The organism is Pseudomonas sp. R3-18-08 (genome assembly GCF_003852065.1).
In the GTDB taxonomy this organism is placed as follows: Bacteria; Pseudomonadota; Gammaproteobacteria; order Pseudomonadales; family Pseudomonadaceae; genus Aquipseudomonas.
Window position 1 is genome coordinate 824839 of record NZ_CP027729.1, and the last position, 21763, is coordinate 846601.

13 protein-coding genes, 2 tRNA genes and 3 rRNA genes are annotated in these 21763 nt (G+C 58.6%); 11 read left to right on the top strand and 7 right to left on the bottom strand.

Annotated features, from left to right (window positions below):
• Positions 1–415: 415 nt before the first annotated feature.
• From C4J92_RS03650 to C4J92_RS03685, 8 genes are all read left to right on the top strand, one after another.
• Positions 416–1952 (top strand): 16S ribosomal RNA (locus C4J92_RS03650).
• A gap of 122 nt (positions 1953–2074) precedes the next feature.
• Positions 2075–2151 (top strand) — tRNA-Ile (locus C4J92_RS03655).
• 10 nt (positions 2152–2161) lie between these two features.
• Positions 2162–2237: transfer RNA gene (locus tag C4J92_RS03660), tRNA-Ala, on the top strand.
• Positions 2238–2476: 239 nt separating this feature from the next.
• A 23S ribosomal RNA gene (locus C4J92_RS03665) occupies positions 2477–5368 on the top strand.
• Positions 5369–5525: 157 nt separating this feature from the next.
• Positions 5526–5641, top strand: a 5S ribosomal RNA gene (rrf, locus tag C4J92_RS03670).
• The 16S, 23S and 5S rRNA genes sit together here with 2 tRNA genes alongside, the layout of an rRNA operon.
• A 161-nt stretch (positions 5642–5802) precedes the next feature.
• Entirely contained in the window at positions 5803–6462 is a 660-nt protein-coding gene (locus C4J92_RS03675; protein ID WP_124402995.1) for a paraquat-inducible protein A, read from the top strand.
• Complete coding sequence (locus tag C4J92_RS03680; RefSeq protein ID WP_124361153.1) at positions 6449–7072, top strand: paraquat-inducible protein A; 624 nt, start codon at positions 6449–6451, stop codon at positions 7070–7072. Before C4J92_RS03675 ends, C4J92_RS03680 begins: the two co-directional genes overlap by 14 nt.
• Positions 7065–9368: a PqiB family protein gene (locus C4J92_RS03685; protein WP_124402996.1), complete on the top strand. Its 2304-nt coding sequence runs from the start codon at positions 7065–7067 to the stop codon at positions 9366–9368. The genes C4J92_RS03680 and C4J92_RS03685 overlap by 8 nt, the downstream gene beginning before the upstream one ends.
• Positions 9369–9537: 169 nt before the next feature.
• Here C4J92_RS03685 and mksF read toward each other — a convergent pair whose 3' ends face one another.
• From mksF to mksB, 3 genes are read right to left on the bottom strand one after another with little or no spacing between them, the layout of a single operon-like run.
• Positions 9538–12378, bottom strand: a complete 2841-nt coding sequence (gene mksF, locus C4J92_RS03690; protein WP_124402997.1) for an Mks condensin complex protein MksF — start codon at positions 12376–12378, stop codon at positions 9538–9540.
• Positions 12375–13082, bottom strand: a complete 708-nt coding sequence (gene mksE / locus C4J92_RS03695; protein WP_124365719.1) for an Mks condensin complex protein MksE — start codon at positions 13080–13082, stop codon at positions 12375–12377. The genes mksF and mksE overlap by 4 nt, the downstream gene beginning before the upstream one ends.
• Positions 13072–14349, bottom strand: a complete 1278-nt coding sequence (gene mksB / locus C4J92_RS03700) for an Mks condensin complex protein MksB (protein ID WP_124361157.1) — start codon at positions 14347–14349, stop codon at positions 13072–13074. Before mksB ends, mksE begins: the two co-directional genes overlap by 11 nt.
• A 187-nt stretch (positions 14350–14536) precedes the next feature.
• On the opposite strand from mksB, the gene C4J92_RS03705 reads away from it, so the two are divergent.
• Both C4J92_RS03705 and rimI read left to right on the top strand, forming a co-directional pair.
• Positions 14537–15280: an energy transducer TonB gene (locus tag C4J92_RS03705; protein ID WP_124405761.1), complete on the top strand. Its 744-nt coding sequence runs from the start codon at positions 14537–14539 to the stop codon at positions 15278–15280.
• Positions 15273–15725 carry a ribosomal protein S18-alanine N-acetyltransferase gene (rimI, locus tag C4J92_RS03710; protein ID WP_049710157.1) on the top strand — a complete coding sequence of 151 codons (453 nt, stop codon included), beginning with the start codon at positions 15273–15275 and terminating at the stop codon, positions 15723–15725. The genes C4J92_RS03705 and rimI overlap by 8 nt, the downstream gene beginning before the upstream one ends.
• 200 nt (positions 15726–15925) lie before the next feature.
• Here rimI and C4J92_RS03715 read toward each other — a convergent pair whose 3' ends face one another.
• Positions 15926–16330, bottom strand: a complete 405-nt coding sequence (locus C4J92_RS03715; RefSeq protein ID WP_124402998.1) for a serine kinase/phosphatase — start codon at positions 16328–16330, stop codon at positions 15926–15928.
• A gap of 139 nt (positions 16331–16469) precedes the next feature.
• On the opposite strand from C4J92_RS03715, the gene can reads away from it, so the two are divergent.
• Entirely contained in the window at positions 16470–17114 is a 645-nt protein-coding gene (gene can, locus C4J92_RS03720; RefSeq protein ID WP_124361159.1) for a carbonate dehydratase, read from the top strand.
• Between the two features lie 98 nt (positions 17115–17212).
• On the opposite strand, the gene C4J92_RS03725 is transcribed toward can, so the two are convergent.
• The 3 genes from C4J92_RS03725 to C4J92_RS03735 form a co-directional block, all read right to left on the bottom strand.
• Entirely contained in the window at positions 17213–18382 is a 1170-nt protein-coding gene (locus tag C4J92_RS03725; protein ID WP_124402999.1) for a hypothetical protein, read from the bottom strand.
• Positions 18383–18504: 122 nt separating this feature from the next.
• Entirely contained in the window at positions 18505–20205 is a 1701-nt protein-coding gene (gene acpA, locus C4J92_RS03730) for an acid phosphatase (RefSeq protein WP_124403000.1), read from the bottom strand.
• A gap of 132 nt (positions 20206–20337) precedes the next feature.
• Positions 20338–21756 (bottom strand): short-chain fatty acid transporter, encoded by a 1419-nt coding sequence (locus C4J92_RS03735; RefSeq protein WP_124403001.1) that lies wholly within the window; start codon positions 21754–21756, stop codon positions 20338–20340.
• Positions 21757–21763 lie beyond the last annotated feature (7 nt).

The window sequence follows — 21763 nt, forward strand, 5'->3', positions numbered from 1 at the left end:
GGTAAACAATGAGTTAAGTAGTTTTCGGCAGCAGGTTGCTTCAGTCCATCGAAGCCAAAAGGAAGTTGCAAAAGAGGTGTTGACAGCAGCGCGTAACGCTGTAGAATTCGCCTCCCGCTTACGAGAGATCGCAAGCGCAAGTGGTTGAAGTTGTTGAAGAATTCTTCGAAAACTTCTGAAAATAACCGCTTGACAGCAAATGAGGCTGCTGTAGAATGCGCGCCTCGGTTGAGACGAATAGCTCTTAACCAACCGCTCTTTAACAACTGAATCAAGCAATTCGTGTGGGTGCTTGTGGAGTCAGACTGATAGTCAACAAGATTATCAGCATCGCAAGTTACTCCGCGAGAAATCAAAGATGTAACCAACGATTGCTGAGCCAAGTTTAGGGTTTCTTAAAAACCCAAAGATGTTTGAACTGAAGAGTTTGATCATGGCTCAGATTGAACGCTGGCGGCAGGCCTAACACATGCAAGTCGAGCGGTAGAGAGAAGCTTGCTTCTCTTGAGAGCGGCGGACGGGTGAGTAATGCCTAGGAATCTGCCTGGTAGTGGGGGATAACGTTCGGAAACGGACGCTAATACCGCATACGTCCTACGGGAGAAAGCAGGGGACCTTCGGGCCTTGCGCTATCAGATGAGCCTAGGTCGGATTAGCTAGTTGGTGAGGTAATGGCTCACCAAGGCGACGATCCGTAACTGGTCTGAGAGGATGATCAGTCACACTGGAACTGAGACACGGTCCAGACTCCTACGGGAGGCAGCAGTGGGGAATATTGGACAATGGGCGAAAGCCTGATCCAGCCATGCCGCGTGTGTGAAGAAGGTCTTCGGATTGTAAAGCACTTTAAGTTGGGAGGAAGGGCAGTTACCTAATACGTGATTGTTTTGACGTTACCGACAGAATAAGCACCGGCTAACTCTGTGCCAGCAGCCGCGGTAATACAGAGGGTGCAAGCGTTAATCGGAATTACTGGGCGTAAAGCGCGCGTAGGTGGTTTGTTAAGTTGGATGTGAAATCCCCGGGCTCAACCTGGGAACTGCATTCAAAACTGACTGACTAGAGTGTGGTAGAGGGTGGTGGAATTTCCTGTGTAGCGGTGAAATGCGTAGATATAGGAAGGAACACCAGTGGCGAAGGCGACCACCTGGACCAACACTGACACTGAGGTGCGAAAGCGTGGGGAGCAAACAGGATTAGATACCCTGGTAGTCCACGCCGTAAACGATGTCAACTAGCCGTTGGGAGCCTTGAGCTCTTAGTGGCGCAGCTAACGCATTAAGTTGACCGCCTGGGGAGTACGGCCGCAAGGTTAAAACTCAAATGAATTGACGGGGGCCCGCACAAGCGGTGGAGCATGTGGTTTAATTCGAAGCAACGCGAAGAACCTTACCAGGCCTTGACATCCAATGAACTTTCCAGAGATGGATTGGTGCCTTCGGGAACATTGAGACAGGTGCTGCATGGCTGTCGTCAGCTCGTGTCGTGAGATGTTGGGTTAAGTCCCGTAACGAGCGCAACCCTTGTCCTTAGTTACCAGCACGTTATGGTGGGCACTCTAAGGAGACTGCCGGTGACAAACCGGAGGAAGGTGGGGATGACGTCAAGTCATCATGGCCCTTACGGCCTGGGCTACACACGTGCTACAATGGTCGGTACAGAGGGTTGCCAAGCCGCGAGGTGGAGCTAATCCCAGAAAACCGATCGTAGTCCGGATCGCAGTCTGCAACTCGACTGCGTGAAGTCGGAATCGCTAGTAATCGCGAATCAGAATGTCGCGGTGAATACGTTCCCGGGCCTTGTACACACCGCCCGTCACACCATGGGAGTGGGTTGCACCAGAAGTAGCTAGTCTAACCTTCGGGAGGACGGTTACCACGGTGTGATTCATGACTGGGGTGAAGTCGTAACAAGGTAGCCGTAGGGGAACCTGCGGCTGGATCACCTCCTTAATCGACGACATCAGCTGCTCCATGAGCTCCCACACGAATTGCTTGATTCATTGAAGAAGACGATAGAAGCAGCTTTAAGCTCCAAGCTGATAGCTCTTAGCTAATCAGTTGCGCTCGAAATTGGGTCTGTAGCTCAGTTGGTTAGAGCGCACCCCTGATAAGGGTGAGGTCGGCAGTTCGAATCTGCCCAGACCCACCAATTTTGTTATGGGGCCATAGCTCAGCTGGGAGAGCGCCTGCCTTGCACGCAGGAGGTCAACGGTTCGATCCCGTTTGGCTCCACCATTAACTGTTTCTGCTGTTAGAGTTTAGAAATGAGTATTCCGCTGTGAATATTGATTTCTAGTCTTTGACTAGTTCGTTCTTTAAAAATTTGGGTATGTGATAGAAAGATAGACTGAACGTTACTTTCACTGGTAACGGCTCAGGCTAAGGTAAAATTTGTGAGTCGCTCTTAATTGAGTATGATCGAATTTTCGGCGAATGTTGTCTTCACAGTATAACCAGATTGCTTGGGGTTATATGGTCAAGTGAAGAAGCGCATACGGTGGATGCCTTGGCAGTCAGAGGCGATGAAAGACGTGGTAGCCTGCGAAAAGCTTCGGGGAGTCGGCAAACAGACTTTGATCCGGAGATGTCTGAATGGGGGAACCCAGCCATCATAAGATGGTTACCTTACACTGAATACATAGGTGTATGGAGCGAACCAGGGGAACTGAAACATCTAAGTACCCTGAGGAAAAGAAATCAACCGAGATTCCCTTAGTAGTGGCGAGCGAACGGGGACTAGCCCTTAAGTGGCTTTGAGATTAGCGGAACGCTCTGGAAAGTGCGGCCATAGTGGGTGATAGCCCTGTACGCGAAAATCTCTTAGTCATGAAATCGAGTAGGACGGAGCACGAGAAACTTTGTCTGAATATGGGGGGACCATCCTCCAAGGCTAAATACTACTGACTGACCGATAGTGAACTAGTACCGTGAGGGAAAGGCGAAAAGAACCCCGGAGAGGGGAGTGAAATAGATCCTGAAACCGTATGCGTACAAGCAGTGGGAGCCTACTTTGTTAGGTGACTGCGTACCTTTTGTATAATGGGTCAGCGACTTATTTTCAGTGGCGAGCTTAACCGAATAGGGGAGGCGTAGCGAAAGCGAGTCTTAATAGGGCGTCTAGTCGCTGGGAATAGACCCGAAACCGGGCGATCTATCCATGGGCAGGTTGAAGGTTGGGTAACACTAACTGGAGGACCGAACCGACTACCGTTGAAAAGTTAGCGGATGACCTGTGGATCGGAGTGAAAGGCTAATCAAGCTCGGAGATAGCTGGTTCTCCTCGAAAGCTATTTAGGTAGCGCCTCATGTATCACTGTAGGGGGTAGAGCACTGTTTCGGCTAGGGGGTCATCCCGACTTACCAAACCGATGCAAACTCCGAATACCTACAAGTGCCGAGCATGGGAGACACACGGCGGGTGCTAACGTCCGTCGTGAAAAGGGAAACAACCCAGACCGTCAGCTAAGGTCCCAAAGTTATGGTTAAGTGGGAAACGATGTGGGAAGGCTTAGACAGCTAGGAGGTTGGCTTAGAAGCAGCCACCCTTTAAAGAAAGCGTAATAGCTCACTAGTCGAGTCGGCCTGCGCGGAAGATGTAACGGGGCTCAAACCATACACCGAAGCTACGGGTATCACGTAAGTGATGCGGTAGAGGAGCGTTCTGTAAGCCTGTGAAGGTGAGTTGAGAAGCTTGCTGGAGGTATCAGAAGTGCGAATGCTGACATGAGTAACGACAATGGGTGTGAAAAACACCCACGCCGAAAGACCAAGGTTTCCTGCGCAACGTTAATCGACGCAGGGTTAGTCGGTCCCTAAGGCGAGGCTGAAAAGCGTAGTCGATGGAAAACAGGTTAATATTCCTGTACTTCTGGTTATTGCGATGGAGGGACGGAGAAGGCTAGGCCAGCTTGGCGTTGGTTGTCCAAGTTTAAGGTGGTAGGCTGGAATCTTAGGTAAATCCGGGATTCTAAGGCCGAGAGCTGATGACGAGTTGTCTTTTAGACGACGAAGTGGTTGATGCCATGCTTCCAAGAAAAGCTTCTAAGCTTCAGGTAACCAGGAACCGTACCCCAAACCGACACAGGTGGTTGGGTAGAGAATACCAAGGCGCTTGAGAGAACTCGGGTGAAGGAACTAGGCAAAATGGCACCGTAACTTCGGGAGAAGGTGCGCCGGTGAGGGTGAAGGACTTGCTCCGTAAGCTCATGCCGGTCGAAGATACCAGGCCGCTGCGACTGTTTATTAAAAACACAGCACTCTGCAAACACGAAAGTGGACGTATAGGGTGTGACGCCTGCCCGGTGCCGGAAGGTTAATTGATGGGGTTAGCTAACGCGAAGCTCTTGATCGAAGCCCCGGTAAACGGCGGCCGTAACTATAACGGTCCTAAGGTAGCGAAATTCCTTGTCGGGTAAGTTCCGACCTGCACGAATGGCGTAACGATGGCGGCGCTGTCTCCACCCGAGACTCAGTGAAATTGAAATCGCTGTGAAGATGCAGTGTATCCGCGGCTAGACGGAAAGACCCCGTGAACCTTTACTATAGCTTTGCACTGGACTTTGAATTTGCTTGTGTAGGATAGGTGGGAGGCTTTGAAGCGTGGACGCCAGTTCGCGTGGAGCCAACCTTGAAATACCACCCTGGCAACTTTGAGGTTCTAACTCAGGTCCGTTATCCGGATCGAGGACAGTGTATGGTGGGTAGTTTGACTGGGGCGGTCTCCTCCTAAAGAGTAACGGAGGAGTACGAAGGTGCGCTCAGACCGGTCGGAAATCGGTCGTAGAGTATAAAGGCAAAAGCGCGCTTGACTGCGAGACAGACACGTCGAGCAGGTACGAAAGTAGGTCTTAGTGATCCGGTGGTTCTGTATGGAAGGGCCATCGCTCAACGGATAAAAGGTACTCCGGGGATAACAGGCTGATACCGCCCAAGAGTTCATATCGACGGCGGTGTTTGGCACCTCGATGTCGGCTCATCACATCCTGGGGCTGAAGCCGGTCCCAAGGGTATGGCTGTTCGCCATTTAAAGTGGTACGCGAGCTGGGTTTAGAACGTCGTGAGACAGTTCGGTCCCTATCTGCCGTGGACGTTTGAGATTTGAGAGGGGCTGCTCCTAGTACGAGAGGACCGGAGTGGACGAACCTCTGGTGTTCCGGTTGTCACGCCAGTGGCATTGCCGGGTAGCTATGTTCGGAATAGATAACCGCTGAAAGCATCTAAGCGGGAAACTAGCCTCAAGATGAGATCTCACTGGGACCTTGAGTCCCCTGAAGGGCCGTCGAAGACTACGACGTTGATAGGTTGGGTGTGTAAGCGCTGTGAGGCGTTGAGCTAACCAATACTAATTGCCCGTGAGGCTTGACCATATAACACCCAAGCAATTTGACTACTCGAAAGAGCATCAGATTGCGGTGTGTGAAGACGCAATGAACCGAAAGTTCGATGCTCACAAAACACCGAATTCTATCGCATACCCAATTTGCTGAAGCGAGGCCACATGGTCACGACTCAGTACCCGAATTTCTTGACGACCATAGAGCATTGGAACCACCTGATCCCATCCCGAACTCAGTAGTGAAACGATGCATCGCCGATGGTAGTGTGGGGTTTCCCCATGTGAGAGTAGGTCATCGTCAAGATTAAATTCCGAAACCCCATTTGCGAAAGCAGGTGGGGTTTTGTTTTGGGCGGTCGAAAAGGGCCAACACTCCCTCACTACCTCCGACAAATTTGCACAGTTATTTCTGAACCAGACCACTAGAATAGGCACCTAACCTTTTTTAGAGCCCGAGCCCTATTTATGCCCGATCCGGTTGATGCCCTTGAGGTGTCGGACTTACCCCTGGACGACTTGGTGGCATGCCATGAGTGCGACCTGCTGATGCGCAAACCCTCGCTCGCCCTCGGTGAGAAGGCTGAATGCCCACGTTGCGGTTACGAGCTCTACGCTCATCGTCACAATGTCGTCGAGCGCAGCCTCGCCTTGGTGCTCGCAGCACTGCTGCTGTATATTCCCGCGAATTTTTTACCCATCATGCAGCTCAATCTACTCGGGCAGTCCTCGGAGGACACCGTGTGGACCGGCGTAGTCGGCCTGTTCAACACCGGTATGCAGGGCGTTGCCGTCGTGGTTTTCCTGTGCAGCATGGGCATCCCCCTGCTCAAGTTGTTGTGCCAGCTGGCTGTGCTGCTCAGCATCCGCTGGAACATCGGTCGCAGTTATGGACTGCTGTTCTACCGCATCTACCACCATATGAAAGATTGGGGAATGCTGGAGGTCTACTTGATGGGCGTACTGGTGGCACTTGTGAAGCTGGCTGACATGGCCTCCATTACGCTTGGCTTGGGTCTGGTCTGCTTTGTAAGTCTGTTAATGGTTCAGATTCTGCTCGAGGTGGTGATGTCACCCCACCAGATCTGGCAAGCGCTGTCAGGAGAGGATGACCATGCGGGCAATTGATGCAGGCATTCTGATTTGTACCGAATGCCATGAGTTGAACAAGCAGCAAGCCGATGCCGATGAGCAACTCTGCACCCGTTGCGGTGCGCTGATCCACCCGCGTCGTCCCAATAGCCTCATACGCACCTGGGCACTGCTGGTGACTGCGGCGATCCTGTACATCCCGGCCAACCTGCTGCCGATCATGACCGTCAACTCTCTCGGCCAAGGCGACCCCAGCACCATCATGTCCGGTGTGATCCAACTGGTACAGCACGGCATGTTTCCGATTGCCGCTGTGGTGTTCATCGCCAGTATCCTGGTGCCGACGTTCAAGCTTGTGGGCATCGGCCTGCTGCTGTTTTCGGTGCAGCGCCGGCAACCGCTGTCTGCGCAACAACGCATTATCATGTACCGCTTTATCGAATTCATCGGTCGCTGGTCCATGCTGGATATCTTCGTGATCGCCATTCTGGTGGCGGTCGTAAACTTTGGGCGGCTTGCCAGTGTCGAGGCCAATCTTGGCGCAGCAGCGTTCGCCAGTGTGGTGATCTTGACGATGTTTGCCGCAGTAACCTTCGATCCCCGACTGATTTGGGATAACACGGAGTCGGATGACGACCATGAGTGATTTGCCTAAAGCTAAAACCCGCCCTGCGTCTAACTGGTCGGCCATCTGGGTGTTGCCCCTCATCGCCCTGATCATCGGTGGCTGGCTGGGGTGGCGTGCCTACTCCCAGCAAGGTATCGAGATTCAGGTCCGCTTTGAAAGCGGCGAAGGCATTCAAGTCAACAAGACCGAAGTGGTCTACAAAGGCATGACGGTGGGCAAGGTCAAGGCCTTGGCGCTGGATGACGAAGGCAGCAATCGCGGGGTGATTGCCACCATCGAGATGAACAAGGACGTCGAACAATACCTCAAGACCAACACCCGCTTCTGGCTGGTCAAGCCCAGCGTCAGCCTCGCCGGCATCACCGGCCTGGAAACCCTGGTCTCGGGCAACTACATCGCCGCAAGCCCGGGGGATGGTGAGCCCACCCGCAAATTCAAGGCGCTTTCCGAGGAGCCGCCGTTATCCGACGCCAAGCCCGGCCTGCACCTGACCCTCAAGGCTGATCGCTTGGGTTCGCTGAACCGTGGCAGCCCGGTGTTCTACAAGCAGATCCAGGTGGGTCAGGTCAAAAGTTACTTGTTGTCTGAAGACCAGAGCACTGTCGAGATCAAGGTTTATATCGAACCGACCTACGCCAACCTGGTGCGCAAACATACGCGTTTCTGGAACGCCAGCGGCATCAGCATCGACGCCAATCTGTCCGGTGTGAAAGTGCGCAGTGAATCCCTCTCCAGTATCGTCGCCGGTGGTATTGCCTTCGCCACCCCGGAAAACCGCAAAGACAGCCCGCCAACCGACCCGAGCCTGCCTTTTCGCTTGTACGAGGATTTCGACGCCGCCGCCGCGGGCATCAAGGTCAAGGTCAAACTCACCGATTTCGAAGGCCTGCAGGCTGGTCGCACTCCCGTGATGTACAAAGGTATCCAGGTCGGCAGCCTGAAAACCCTGAAGATCGACCCGGACCTGACCAGCGCCAGCGCTGAATTGACTCTCGACCCATTGGCCGAAGACTACCTGGTTCAGGACACGCAATTCTGGGTGGTCAAGCCGTCCATCTCCCTGGCCGGCATTACCGGGCTGGAGGCCCTGGTCAAAGGTAACTACATCGCCATCCGCCCCGGCGACAAAGGCACCCCGCCACAACGTGAATACGTGGCGCGCGCCAAGGCGCCACCGTTGGATCTGCGCTCCCCAGGCCTGCACATGGTGTTGCTCACCGACAACCTCGGCTCGCTGGATGTCGGCAGCCCGATTCTGTACAAGCAGGTCAAGGTCGGTTCGGTACAGAGCTACCAGTTTTCACGCAAGAAAAAGCAATTGGTGATCGGCGTTCATATCGAGAAAGAGTATGAAAGCCTGGTCAACGGTTCGACACGTTTCTGGAATGCCAGCGGTGTCACCCTCACCGGTGGGCTTACCGGCGGTATCCAGGTGAAAAGTGAATCCCTGGCCAGCCTGATGGCCGGCGGCATCGCCTTCGAAACGCCGGAACCGAATGTGCCGCTGAAACGACGCATCCCCCGTTTCCGCTTGTTTGCCGATCGTGACGCTGCCAATCAACATGGCACCCTGGTTACCATCAAGGTCGATCGCGCCGACGGCTTGCGCCCAGGCACGCCTGTGCGCTTCAAAGGCCTGGAAGTGGGCAAGCTCGAGAGCGTGGACCTGAGTGCCGACATGCAATCGGTGCTGCTCAAGGCGCGTATCACCCAGGTTGCGGACCGCATTGCGCGGGTTGGCAGCCAGTTCTGGGTGGTCAAGCCTGAATTGGGCCTGATGAAGACGGCAAATCTGGAAACACTGGTCACCGGTCAATACATCGAAGTACAACCGGCCGCGAAAAACGCCGGCCCGCAGAAGAGCTTTGTCGCCCTTGCGCAACCGCCTGAAACCGCCCGTCAGGAGGCCGGCCTGAGCCTGACACTCAGCGCCGCACGCCGTGGTTCGCTCAAGGAAGGCGTGCCCGTCACCTACCGTGAAGTCACCGTGGGCAAAGTTGCCGGCTATGAGCTGGGACAGACCGCCGACCGTGTCCTGGTGCACATCCTGATCGAGCCCAAATACGCGCCGTTGGTACGCAGTGGCAGTCGCTTCTGGAACACCAGCGGCTTCGGGCTCGACTTCGGCTTGTTCAAGGGCGCGACGGTGCGCACCGAGTCCCTGGAGACGTTGGTTGCCGGCGGTATCGCCTTTGCCACGCCTGAAGGCGAGCGCATGGGCAACCCGGCACGGCCGCAGCAGACCTTTGCACTGTTCGACAAGTTCGAGGATGAGTGGCTGACCTGGGCGCCCAAGATTCCACTCGGCAAATAGACCGAGGCGCGGCTATCGGGGGCAAGCCCCCTCCCACATTTGACTGTATTCACACATCAGAAGGTGGGAGGGGGCTTGCCCCCGATGAGGCCCTTAAACTCGCTGCAAAACCCACAAAAAAGGCCGCGATCCAAACGATCGCGGCCTTTTTGCCTTTCAGCACTACACGTCAGACGGCATCCAACTCCGGCTCGTCCGCCTGCACGTTCAGGGTGGCCTTCACCGCATCGTGACGACGGATATATTTCCAGTCCGCCTCATCAATGTAGATGCCGTTCGGCCCGCTGCCGCCTTCCAGGTCGATCGCCACCTGCGCAGACACCTGCGGCTTCACGCTGGCCAGGATTGGCACGAAGCCCAACTGCAGGCTGGTTTCCAGCAACGCTGCCTGGTTCTTCTCATCGATATCCGCCGCCTCGTCGAGGTAGTACGGCAAGCGCACGCGACCAGCCTGGTCGCGGTCCATCAAGTGCAGCAACAAGTACATGTTGGTCAGCGCCTTGATGGTCATGGTGGTGCCGTTGGACGCGGCGCCGTCGATGTCGGTATGAATCACCGGTTGGCCGTTCACCTTGGTGATCTCGAACGCCAGCTCGAACAGGTCCTTGAGGCCCAGTTGGTTATGGTTGGCCGCCACGAGGCGGGCCAGGTATTCCTTGGCTTCTTCGTTCTTGTTGTCCTGCTCGGCGCTCTGGCTGAGGTCGAACACCGACAACGTCTCGCCTTCTTCATACTGACCGGCGCTGTGGATGATCTGGTCGATATGCTTGAGGGCTTCCTTGTTCGGCGCCAGCACGATGCGAAAGCTCTGCAGGTTGGAGACCTGGCGCTTGTTGATTTCGCGGTTGAACAACGCCAGTTGGTGTTCCAGGCTGTCGTAGTCGCTACGGATATTGCGCAAGGTCCGCGCGATATCGGTGACGGCCGCGCGGCGCGCCTTGCCCAGGGTCAACGCCTCATCGGTCCGATGCGCATAGGCGTTGATCAGCAGTTGCAGACGGCGCTCCATGTCATCCTCGCTGTCGAACTTGGCCACGCCCTTGAGGCGCACCTGCGCATACAGCGCTTCGATCTGACCGTCGGCGCGCAGCAAGCCTTGCCAGCTGTCCTGATAGTCGTTGAGCAGCGCCAGCAGGTTGTCCATGGAGTCGTCGACCGGGTCCATGAACGGCGTGCCGAACGGCAGGTCCGCCGGCAATAACTGGCGCCGGCGCAACGCGTCGTCCAGCGTACGTTGCTTGGCTTCCATATCGCCGATCTGGCGGCCGACCAATTGCAGCTTGGCCGACAGCTGCTGGACGCGCTCGGTGAACGCATCGCTGGAGCGCTTCAGTTCGTCCTGGGCCGCTTCCATCTGCGCGAGGTGTTCCAGCTTCTCGCCTTCCTCCGCGCTCAGGGTCTGGGTGCGGCGGAAATCTTCCAGCGCCTTCTGCGCGTCCAATACCTGCTGGTACAGCGCTTCGGTCTGGGTCTTGCTCGCCGCTCGGTCGGAAGCGACCGCTTGCTGGGTTTTCAGTTGCTTGAGTTCTTTTTCCAGGCGCTCTTTCTGGTCGCGCAACGCCGCGCGATCCGCCAGGGCCTGCAAAGCCGGTGGTTCGATGTGCGAGATGTCGATGGACAGCCCCGGCACTTCGAAACGCTCGCCCTTGAAACCATCGAGGATCTGTTCCAGGGATTTGACCCACTGACCTTGCTCATCCAGCGTGATGCCATGTTCACCCAAGGGCAGGCTGAACAACGCGCTGTTGAACAGGCGCATCAAGCGCTCGACATCCTGTTGCGAGAATTCTTCGCGCAGCTTGGCGTAGCTGTTGTTGTCCGCGTGATCAAGCTGCTGCCTGACCGACTTCAAGCGTTTTTCCAGGTCACGCAGACGCTCGTCCAGGTCCTCGGCGCTGAACTGACGCGACTGCGCCAGCGCACCCGCCAATTCGTCGTGAGCGTCCTTGGCCGCGAGCAGTTGTTGCTCCAGCACCCGCACATCATCGACCAGCGCGAAGCGATGCTTGAGCACCGACAACTCGCCCAACCAGCGTTGGATGCCGCTGATCTCACGTTCCAGGCGCATCAGCTCCTGGGTGCCGCCACGCTGGTCGTTCTGCAGCGCATCCTGCTCGTTGCGATAGTGTTCGGCCTGGATCGTCAGCTCTTCCTTGCGCGCACTGGCGTAATCCGACCAGGTGCCCAACAGCGAATCGAGCAACGGAGACAGGCGATGCAATTTGCCGCGCAAAATGTCGCGCTGTTTCACGCCATTGGCGAGTGCTTCGACCAACGGCCCGGCGGCCACCAGGGAGTTGTAGTCCTGCTCCATGCGCCGTACATCGCGGAAGGCTTCTTCGCACGCGGCGATGTAATCGACGCTGCCGGAGCGCAGGCTGTGTTCAAACGCATCGAGGAACAATTGCTTGAGCTTGGCTGCGGTGATTTCGCGCATGTGCAGCAGGTTGATGAACAACGCGCGGAAGGTCTTAAGACTCTGTTCGCTGGTGGAGCGCAGTGGGATCAGCGTCAGGTCCAGCGGGATCGAGGTGTGGCCGCCCACCAACAGGCGCCGCAGTTCGTCGGGCTTGAGTTCATAGGCCTTCAGGCCTTCGCGCTCAAGGTTGGTGAACAGCTCTTTCTGGCGCAGGCAGGTGTCGTTTTTCTGATAGTGGGCCAGGTCCAGCTTGCCGGCATAGGCGAAGAACTGATGACCGAAACCACCGCCCGGGCCGCGCCCGACCACGCCAATCACATGCGGGCCGTGGGGCAGCGAGACTTCCACGAGGATGTAGCTGGTGTCGGTGGCAAAGTAGAAGCGTCGCGATTGCTCCAGGGTGTACTTGCCGAAACTCATGTCCGACATGCGCGCCAGGATCGGGAACTGCAAAGCGTTGATCGACGCGGATTTACCCAGGTTGTTCGCGCCATACACCGACAGTGGCTCTTCCAGCGGGAACAAACCCAGGCTGTAGCCGGCGGTATTCAACAGGGCGAAGCGGCGTATACCGTAGCGTTCCTTACTCATGCGTCGGTCTCCTGTTCTTCGGCAATGGCGCGGGCGAGGGCGTCTTCTTCGCTGTCTTCGGCGAAGTCACTCAAGTCCAGCGGGTCATCGGTCTTCAGCAGTTTTTCATCGCTGTCTTCGTCGATGATCACCGGCGCCGGCAACGGCAAGACGCTGTGCACACTGGCGGCGAGGTCGCGGTCTTGCTGCACCGACAGGCATACATCAAGGAAACGGTGCATCGGCGGCAGGAAGCGATAGATACCGTTGTCTTCGCTGGCGAAACCCAGCTGAGTCATGCGGCGCATGATTTTTTCTTCGAGTTCTTCCTGGGTCTGCACTTCGGCCTGGATAAACAGGTCGCGGTATTTCTCCAGTAACGACGGCAGTTCATCGCGGCCCAGGCTGCCGCCATCGAGCACGGCAACCGGGTCGCGGCCCTGGTCGGCCAGGTGCTCGACGAGAATGAAGGTGAACAACGCCAGGCGCTGGGCGGTCTTGTTCACCTGCGCGCTGGCAATCGCGGAGTCCGGCACGAAGTAGTAGAAGCCACGGGTATCGCAGACCAGCTCAAAGCCCAGGGCCTTGAACAGCGTGCGGTACTGGTCCTGGAAGTTCGACAGTTGCGCGTACAGCTCCGGGTCGCGGCGGCTGACGTGGTAGCCCTTGAACAGCTCGCGAAAGATCGGCGCCAGCTGGGACAGTTCGGATAGATCAAGATGCATTTGGGATGCTCGCAGAATGCTCGGCCGCGTCAGAGCTGGCCGGGAGCAGGGCGAAGGAGCGCAGGCTGACCTGATGCTCGTGGGTGTGGTAATCGCGGCGTTCCAGGCGCTCGCGCTTGAAGCGTTTTTCCCGCGAGAGCCGCGAGAACCAGTACAACAATTCGTCGGTCGCGCCGTCCGGCTCCTGCTCCAGCAGCCAGGTCATCAAATCCGGCATCGGCAGCGCGTCTTCGCAGCGTTCGAGCATTTCCTTGACCGTTCGCGGTGCGCGCGGGGCTTCGCCCTTGTGGGTTTTGTGGGCCTTGGGGAAACGCGCCGGTTTCGGCTCGAAATTCGCCAGGGCATACACATACGCTTCGACCTGGCTGGCACTGCCCAGGAAGGTGCTTTGCGGCCGGCTGAACATTGGCATGGCAGCCTGCGGCACCGCGTCCAGCCCTTTGCGGCGAATGGCCGACAGGGCCAGCGCCGCGCCACGGGTCACCGCGTTGTGCCGGCGTGCTTCTTCGCGCAGCGGCAACAACAGCTCGCGCGCATGGCGCAGGGTCAGCTGGGCGCTGGTCTGCATCTCGAGGATGCGCGCGTGGGTGCGCAGCAGCATGTCGTCGTCCACCAGGTGGCCCAGACGCTGCTGCTCGGTGAGCATGCGCAGCAGCACGTTTTCCACCTTGCGCACGCCTTGCTCGAACGCGCCGTCGGCGTTCACCAGTTGGATCATCGGTTCGACGTATTCGTCCCAAGTGGCCAACACCTCGGCGTAACGCTGGCGCAACGGGATCTGCCGGTCGCTGGTCTTGGCGCGGTCGGCCACGGCGGCGAGGGCCTGTTCGTCGTTGGCGAGTTTTTTCAGCACGTCGCGCACGCGCATATCCAGCAGGCGCAGTTGGCGGGCCAGGTCGTGGCCGTCACGGATGTCGAAAGCGTCCTGGATATAACCGGCCAGGCGCTCGAGGTGACGCAGGTAGGCTTCGATTTCCAGGCACAGGCCAAGCCGGTGCTCCTTGCGAAGATACGCCAGGAAGTCGTGGATCTGCGCGTTGAGCTCGAAGCGGTTCGGGCTCTTGGCCACAGGCACCAGGATATCCAGGCGAATCCACACGTCCAGCAGACTGGTGATGTCCTGGGGCGTGCTGTCCAATTGTTGGGCGGCCAGTTGCGCGCGCAGTTCGCCCAGGCTCAGGGTGCCTTGGTCGAAGTGTTCGCACAGTGGCTCAAGTAAGGCCCAGTGTTCGGCGAGGGCGCGCAGGACGCGCTTGGGTTCGATCATGGGAAAGGCCGGCTGGTTGGCGATTAAAAGTCGCGATTGTACTGCATCGGGCGCGGGATTTATCCACAGCCGGTCAGTGTGCAGTGGGCGATTGTTGCCGAACAGCGGTAGAATCCCCGCTCTTTAGTTATCCACAAGTGGCTGAGCTGTGCTTACCGAGTCCCGACGTCGCGCTTACTTGAGCGCCATGCAGGTGGTCAACTGGCTGCCCCGCACCGAACTGCCGTTTGCCGCGCCGTCGCGGCCCGAGCTGTTGCAGGCGCCGGAGCCCTATGAGGCGTTCGCGCCGTCAGGCGAGGAAGCCGCGGCGCCGGTGGCGGTCATCAAGCCTGTGCCTGAAACGCGGCCGACGGTGGAGCGCACGAAGATCGAGGTGCCGCGCCCGTCACCGGTGGTCAAGGCAGTGGTCGCCGAAGACGCTGCCCCGGTGGCCAAGGCCCCGGTCGTGCCGCCGCCACGCTTTGCCCTGCAACTGCTGCGCGCCGGGCGTTGCCTGCTGCTGGTGGAATTGCCCACCGGCGAACGCTTCCAGTCGCGCGACCCGGCCTACCTGCTGCTCAAGGACATGCTGCGCGCCGCCGGCCTGCCCGACAGCCCGCAAATTGTCGGCGACCCGGTGCGCTGGCCACTGCTGGTGCGCGGCACCATGGACCAGGGCCCGGACGCCGCGCGGGATTTTGTACAGAGTTTTGTTGCGGCACGCCTGGAAGACGAGCCGTGCGTCTGCCTGTGGCTGATCGGCTTGCCGGCCGTGCGCTTCGCCGGTGAGGCGGACGCCGAAGCCTGGTACCGCGAACTGCTGGTTGAAGGCCTGGGTTCGGTATGGGCCCTGCCGGGCCTGGAATTATTAATGGAAGAGCCACAGCGTAAGGCTGATATCTGGCAAGCCATGCGCCGGCTGATGGCGCGCTGGAAAACAACCGATGAGTGAGGCTTTATCCTTCCGCCCGATGACCGAGGCAGACCTCGATGCCGTGCTGAAGATCGAATACGCAGCGTTCAGCCACCCTTGGACCCGGGGCATCTTTCTCGACGGGCTGGGCAAATACCAGATCTGGCTGATGTTCGAAGGTGAGCAGCAGGTGGGCCATGGCGTGGTGCAGATCATCCTTGATGAGGCGCATCTGCTCAATATCACCGTGAAGCCGGAGAATCAGGGCCGGGGTTTGGGGTTGGCGCTGCTGGAGCATCTGATGTCCCGCGCGTATGCGGCTAATGCTCGTGAGTGTTTCCTGGAAGTGCGTGACAGCAATACCGGCGCATTCCGCTTGTATGAGCGCTATGGCTTCAACGAGATTGGCCGTCGTCGCGATTACTACCCAGCCGTGGGCGGCCGCGAAGACGCAGTCGTGATGGCCTGCACCCTCATCGATTAAACGCCGAACCCGGTGTGTGTGGGAAGGGACAAGCCCTAATAATTGTAGGAGCGAGCTTGCTCGCGAAAAACGTCAACGATAACGCGTGTTTTCTGAATGAACGCGGTACCTGTGAGTTTTTCGCGAGCAAGCTCGCTCCTACAGGGGCAGGGGACCAGTTCCGCTTAACTGACGAGCCCCCCACATTTTGAACTGCGTCGTCAGCGCTTGCCGTTGAGCGGGTCCAGATCGGCCAACTCGGCCTCATCCAACCCGTTCCCACCGCCAATCTCATCTTCATCGACGATGCTCAGGTCATAATCCGCCGCGCTATCTTCACCTTCCTCCCGTGCATCTCGCGCGCCATCTTCATGGATCAGCGTTTCCGGGCTCATATCATCATCGGTCGACTCATGGTCATCCGTCGAAGCCCCGGTCAGCCCGGCCTCGCGTACCCGTTCGTCGGGCATCAGGTGCTCGCGTTCGCCAGGTGGAAGTTCATCGCCGATTTCCGCGGTTTGGTCTTCTTCATCAAAATCCAGCTCGCGCATCGAACCCATGCGGTCTTCGTTATCATCAATGGGTTCGGGCTGCGTGGCGCCGTAGGGACGTCGTGATTCAGTCATGGCCAATCCTCATACTGTGGGGCTTATAGTGTGTGGACAGGCTTTGCGCCGCAAAGATTCAAGCTAATTTGCGCAAGGCGTGACCTGGACGAAGGCTTGTCAGTCACAAAACTGCGCATCATTCCTGAGGCTTTCCCTGATGAACGAACTACAAGACCTGCTAGACAACAACGAACGCTGGGCGGATGCGATCAAACAGGAAGATCCCGAGTTCTTCGCCAAGCTCGCCCGCCAGCAAACCCCGGAATACCTGTGGATCGGCTGCTCCGATGCGCGTGTACCGGCCAACGAGATCGTCGGCATGTTGCCCGGTGATCTGTTCGTGCACCGCAACGTGGCCAACGTGGTGCTGCACACCGACCTCAATTGCCTGTCGGTGATCCAGTACGCAGTCGATGTGCTCAAGGTCAAACATATCCTCGTCACCGGCCACTATGGCTGCGGCGGCGTGCGCGCCGCGATGCAGGACCGTCAGTTCGGCCTGATCGACGGCTGGCTGCGCACCATTCGTGATCTCTACTACGAAAACCGCGACGTGTTGGCCCAGTTGCCTACCGAAGAAGAGCGCGTCGACCGCATGTGCGAGTTGAACGTGATTCAGCAGGTGGCCAACGTCGGCCATACCAGCATAGTGCAAAACGCCTGGCACCGCGGGCAGAGCCTGTCGATCCATGGCTGCATCTATGGCATCAAGGACGGCCGCTGGAAGAGCTTGAACACCACCATCAGTGGCTTCGAGCAACTGCCGCCGCAGTACCGTCTGCGGCCGTTGGGCGAAGTCTAAGTCCGTTTACGCTCGCGCAAAAGGGCGCCGCGCAAGACTCACCGAAGTCAGAGCCGATTTCTACTGTCAAATCTGACAGTAGAAATCCTGGGTGCTCCTCATAGCGCGGGCGGTGCGAGGGTGGGGGCCGGGGCTGCACTGCGCAGCTGCTTCAGCTGGTCTTTGATGGCGGGCGTGGCGCATTTGGCGTTGGCCTGCTCCGGGGTCAGGTTGCGCACCGAGGTATAGAACAGTTCGCAGGTCTGCTCCTTGCGTGTGACCTGCCAGGTGTTCATGCATGCCTTGAGCAATACATTCGCGTCGCTGGCGGGCTTCTGGCCCATGCCGGCTTGCCAGCAGGCTGCGCTCAGATCCTGGCCCATCACTTTCAAGCCGGCCTCATCGGCCTTCTGCTCATTGCCGTCATACGTGTCCGGGCTGGCGGCGTACCAGATGTAGCTTGGGTGGTTGGCGCCGAGCACCGAGACCGGCCTGCCCGGCTCCGGGTTGATCTGCGCCAGGCCCAGCACCGCCACCGTTTGCCCGTATTGTTGCTTGATCCAACTGCGCACCGGCGCGCCGAAGGCCACCATCGGCAACGAATCGCTGGGGCGCAGGCTCAACTCCTTGACCATGCGGGTCTGGTAATTGGTGAAGTAGCCGTAGACGGCTTCCAGGTCTTTACCCGCGTTGGACGGCGCGGCGATGGGGGCGATATCGATGATGGTCTGGTAGGCCGGCGTTTCGCTGGCAGGAATGCCATTGCTGGTGAGCAGGGTCGCCCAGCGGTCGGTGGTAGCCGATTCCAGGTAATCCTGGGCCTGGGTCAGCGAATAATCTGGCGGAAAGTGCAGCAGCTCGATGCTTTTGCGGTTTTCCAGGGCCATGCCCAGCGGCAGGAACAAGTACCAGTTATAGGCCCACTTGCCGTCGCTGTTGAGTTGGCTGGCACCTCGGTAAGCCAGGTCTGCGGTATCGAGCAGCGTGGTCAGGGGCTGGCCGTAACCGTCCGGCACGCCGCTGAAGGTTGCCGCGACCTGGCCGTCATGCACCTTGACGCTGACCTTGGCGCGGCTGTAGCCGTCACGTTGCAGGCTCTGGTTCAAATAATGCTCGGCGGTCTGCTCCAGCGTCCAGGGCCGAAAACAGATCACGTTGCAGTTATTGGGAAACGCGAACAACTGGGTGACACGCTGTGTACTGCCCAACGGCACTTCGATGTCGGCCTGTACGACCGCACTGGCCAGCAGTGCGGCCAGGGTCAAGCACAGCCTGGTCGGTTTGAACATAATTGGTTCCTTGTCAGCGAAAGCCCGTCTGCGCGGGATGAAAGCCCACCCTCACACAGTAGCGGCTGACCGGGAAAACCGCGTGCTAAATCGCCACGTGTGTCGCGATTGGATAAGTGAACCTACACGCTGAACTGCAAGGCATTGCTCAAATCCCCCATGGGTTTCTGGCCGCGGGCGATCATCGCGGCATCCCTTTGCTTGAGGCCGTCCAGGGTTTCCAGCTGAAACACGCGGGTGATCAAGCGCAGGATCGACGCGGTGTCGTAGAGCGTGTGGTCAACCGTGCCTTTGCGTGCGAACGGCGACACCACCAAGGCCGGAACCCGTGTGCCCGGACCCCAGCGGTCGCCCTTGGGCGGTGCCACGTGGTCCCACCAGCCGCCGTTTTCATCGACGGTCACGACTACCACCATGTTGTTCCACTGCGGGCTTTCCTGCAGCACCTTCAAGGCGCGGACGATATGGCGGTCGCCCGAGGCCACATCGGCATAGCCGGCGTGCATGTTCAGGTTGCCCTGGGGCTTGTAGAAGGTCACGGCGGGCAGCTTGCCGGCTTGGGCGTCGGCGAAGAACCTGTTGGTGCTCGACTCATCGCCCAACCCGCCGTCGCGCAGGCGTTTGTCGCGCTCGGCACGGTTCTTGGGGCCCTGCTGCTTGAAGTAATTGAACGGCTGATGGTGGTACTGGAAGTTCGGAATCTTGGGGATACCGCCCGAGTCCTTGAATTGCTCCAGAGTGGCTTGCCAGGCGCCAGCGTACCAGGCCCAGTCGATGTTCTTTTTCGAGAGCTTGTCGCCAATGTGTTCATGGGTTTGCGGCACCAGCACATTGGGCAGGTCCGGTTTGGCGTAGTCCGGGTTCTGCGGGTCGCGGATCCAGGTTGGCCAGTAGGGCGGAGCCAGTGTGTTGACGGCGTAACCGTCCGGCGTCAAGGCGCTGGGGCCGAACTGCGGCGGGCCGGCCATGGCGCTGGCCGGCGAGGTGTCCAGGGGCTTGAGGCGCGTGTCTGTAGGGTCGTCGCTTTGCAGCGTGGCGATCTGCGCCTTGGCCACCGATTGCGCGGCATTCGGATAGATCGGTGCCGTGGCGCTGATCAGGTACTGGTGGTTGAGGAACGAGCCACCAAACGCACCCTGGAAAAAGTTATCGCACAGCACAAACTCCTTGGCCACGTCCCACAGGCGCAGGGAATAGCGGCTCTGGGCGTAATGGCCCATCACCAGGCCGCCGGAATCGCCCCAGGCAACGAAACCGTCATTCTTGCCGCCGTTGATCTGCATCTGGTTCTGGTAGAACACATGCCACAAGTCGCGGGTCACCAGGCTCAGCGGCAAGTCCTGCGCATCCGGGCCCTTGAGGGCGAACGGGGCGTTGGGCAGGTTCTCCTGGAATTGCACGGCGCTCGGGTAGGTCACGCCATCCACGCTTTGCGGGCCCACCTGCAGCACGCCGCCCCAGGTCGGGGGGAGGGTGGCCAATACGCTGCCATCGCGGTCGCGTTGTTGAACGTCAGCCGCCGAAAGCGCCGAGAGAGGTTTCTCCAGCCCGGGGAAGTCTGCAAACAGATTGTTGAAGCTGCGGTTCTCGGCGTAGATCACTACGACGGTTTTCACATTGTCGCGCAAGGCTTTATCCAGCTCCTGCGAGGTGAGTGGGCGCGGCATCGGTTTTCCCGGTGCTTCGCCGGTATTGCCGCACGCACTCAAGGTCGCGCCCACCCCCAGTACCGCCGCGCCCCCCAGGAAGCGCCGCCGACTGGTGTCAACCGGCGGTTGGCCTAGCGAATCCGTGGAAGGGCGGTCTACGTGCTCGTCACTCATTGCGCGGGAGTCCTTGGCGAGATGTTGCAAGATGTTTCGCAGGACGGTAGCAATGGAATGTGACGAAATTAAGGCAGCTGCAAATTTCAAGCTTCAAGCTTGAGGCTAAAAACTTGCAGCTTGAAGTCGCTTTTAAGGCATCACCGGCGGCAAATACGTCAACGTCGTCCCCAACGCCCACAGCAAGAACAACACCAACGGCGTGTGCACCAGCAATTGCACGAACGAAAACCCGATCAAGTCCCGCGCCTTCAGCCCCAACACGCCCAGCAACGGCAGCATATAGAACGGGTTGATCAGGTTCGGCAGCGCTTCGGCCGCGTTGTAGATCTGTACCGCCCAGCCCAGGTGATATTGCAGGTCATTGGCCACTTGCATCACGTAAGGCGCTTCGATGATCCACTTGCCGCCGCCGGAGGGGATGAAGAAGCCCAGCACCGCCGAGTACACGCCCATCAGCAGGGCGTAGGTGTCGTGGGACGCGATGGAAGTGAAGAACAGCGAGATGTGGTGCGCCAGGGTCTGGCCGTCGCCGCCTTTGACCACGGTCATCAGCGCCGCGATCGAGCCGTACAGCGGGAACTGGATCAGCACGCCCGTGGTGGTCGGCACGGCGCGGGCCACGGCATCGAGGAAGCTGCGCGGGCGCCAGTGCAGGAGCGCGCCGGCCATGATGAACAGAAAGTTATAGGTATTGAGCCCCGAGATGGCGCTGATCGCCGGTTTGGTCGAGAACTCGTGGAACAACCAACCGGCCGCCAGCAGCGCCAGCAGAATAGTCAGCAACGGGCTGTGCTCCAGCCATTCGCCGGGTCGGGTCGGCGCCTGCGGCTTGGGCAGGTTGAATGCCGGGTCGACACCGCAGGCCTTGGCATCCCGCGCACTGTTCGGGCCTGGCGCGGTGGCGTAGGCGATGATCAGCGACACGATGATCAGCGCCAGCAACAGCACGCCGGATTGCCATAGGAAGATGGTCTCGGTAAATGGGATCATCCCGGTGATCGCCAGGATCGACGGCGGCAAACTGGCCGGGTTGGCCTGCAACTGCGCGGCCGATGACGACAACCCCAGCGCCCATACGGCACCCAGGCCCAGGTAGGCCGCAGCGCCAGCGGCGCGGTAGTCCATGCGCAAATCCGTGCGACGGGCCAATGCACGCACCAGTAAACCGCCGAACACCAGGGACAGGCCCCAGTTGAGCAAGGAGGCCACCATGGAAATCAACGCGACCCAGGCCACCGCCGAACGGCCGTTCTTCGGGATGCGCGCCAGGCGGTCAATCAGCTTTACCGCAGGCGGCGAACTGGCGACCACATAACCGCCAATCACTACAAAGGCCATCTGCATGGTGAACGGGATCAGGCTCCAGAACCCGTCACCAAAGGCTTTGGCGGCTTCGCTGGGCGCAGCGCCCATGCCCAGGGTCGCCACGGCGACGATGATCACGGCAAGGGCGGCGAACACCCAGGAGTCCGGGAACCAGCGCTCGGCGAAGTTGGAGCAACGCAAGGCAAATCGGGCATAGCGGCTTTCTTCGATAGCATCGGCCACGAGTCTT

What these genes read in the sequence shown, in the direction of transcription:
- C4J92_RS03675 (WP_124402995.1), top strand. Translation starts at nt 5,803, where the DNA reads ATGCCCGATCCGGTTGATGCCCTTGAGGTGTCGGACTTACCCCTGGAC.
- C4J92_RS03680 (WP_124361153.1), top strand. Translation starts at nt 6,449, where the DNA reads ATGCGGGCAATTGATGCAGGCATTCTGATTTGTACCGAATGCCATGAG.
- C4J92_RS03685 (WP_124402996.1), top strand. Translation starts at nt 7,065, where the DNA reads ATGAGTGATTTGCCTAAAGCTAAAACCCGCCCTGCGTCTAACTGGTCG.
- mksF (WP_124402997.1), bottom strand. Translation starts at nt 12,378, where the DNA reads ATGAGTAAGGAACGCTACGGTATACGCCGCTTCGCCCTGTTGAATACC.
- mksE (WP_124365719.1), bottom strand. Translation starts at nt 13,082, where the DNA reads ATGCATCTTGATCTATCCGAACTGTCCCAGCTGGCGCCGATCTTTCGC.
- mksB (WP_124361157.1), bottom strand. Translation starts at nt 14,349, where the DNA reads ATGATCGAACCCAAGCGCGTCCTGCGCGCCCTCGCCGAACACTGGGCC.
- C4J92_RS03705 (WP_124405761.1), top strand. Translation starts at nt 14,537, where the DNA reads ATGCAGGTGGTCAACTGGCTGCCCCGCACCGAACTGCCGTTTGCCGCG.
- rimI (WP_049710157.1), top strand. Translation starts at nt 15,273, where the DNA reads ATGAGTGAGGCTTTATCCTTCCGCCCGATGACCGAGGCAGACCTCGAT.
- C4J92_RS03715 (WP_124402998.1), bottom strand. Translation starts at nt 16,330, where the DNA reads ATGACTGAATCACGACGTCCCTACGGCGCCACGCAGCCCGAACCCATT.
- can (WP_124361159.1), top strand. Translation starts at nt 16,470, where the DNA reads ATGAACGAACTACAAGACCTGCTAGACAACAACGAACGCTGGGCGGAT.
- C4J92_RS03725 (WP_124402999.1), bottom strand. Translation starts at nt 18,382, where the DNA reads ATGTTCAAACCGACCAGGCTGTGCTTGACCCTGGCCGCACTGCTGGCC.
- acpA (WP_124403000.1), bottom strand. Translation starts at nt 20,205, where the DNA reads ATGAGTGACGAGCACGTAGACCGCCCTTCCACGGATTCGCTAGGCCAA.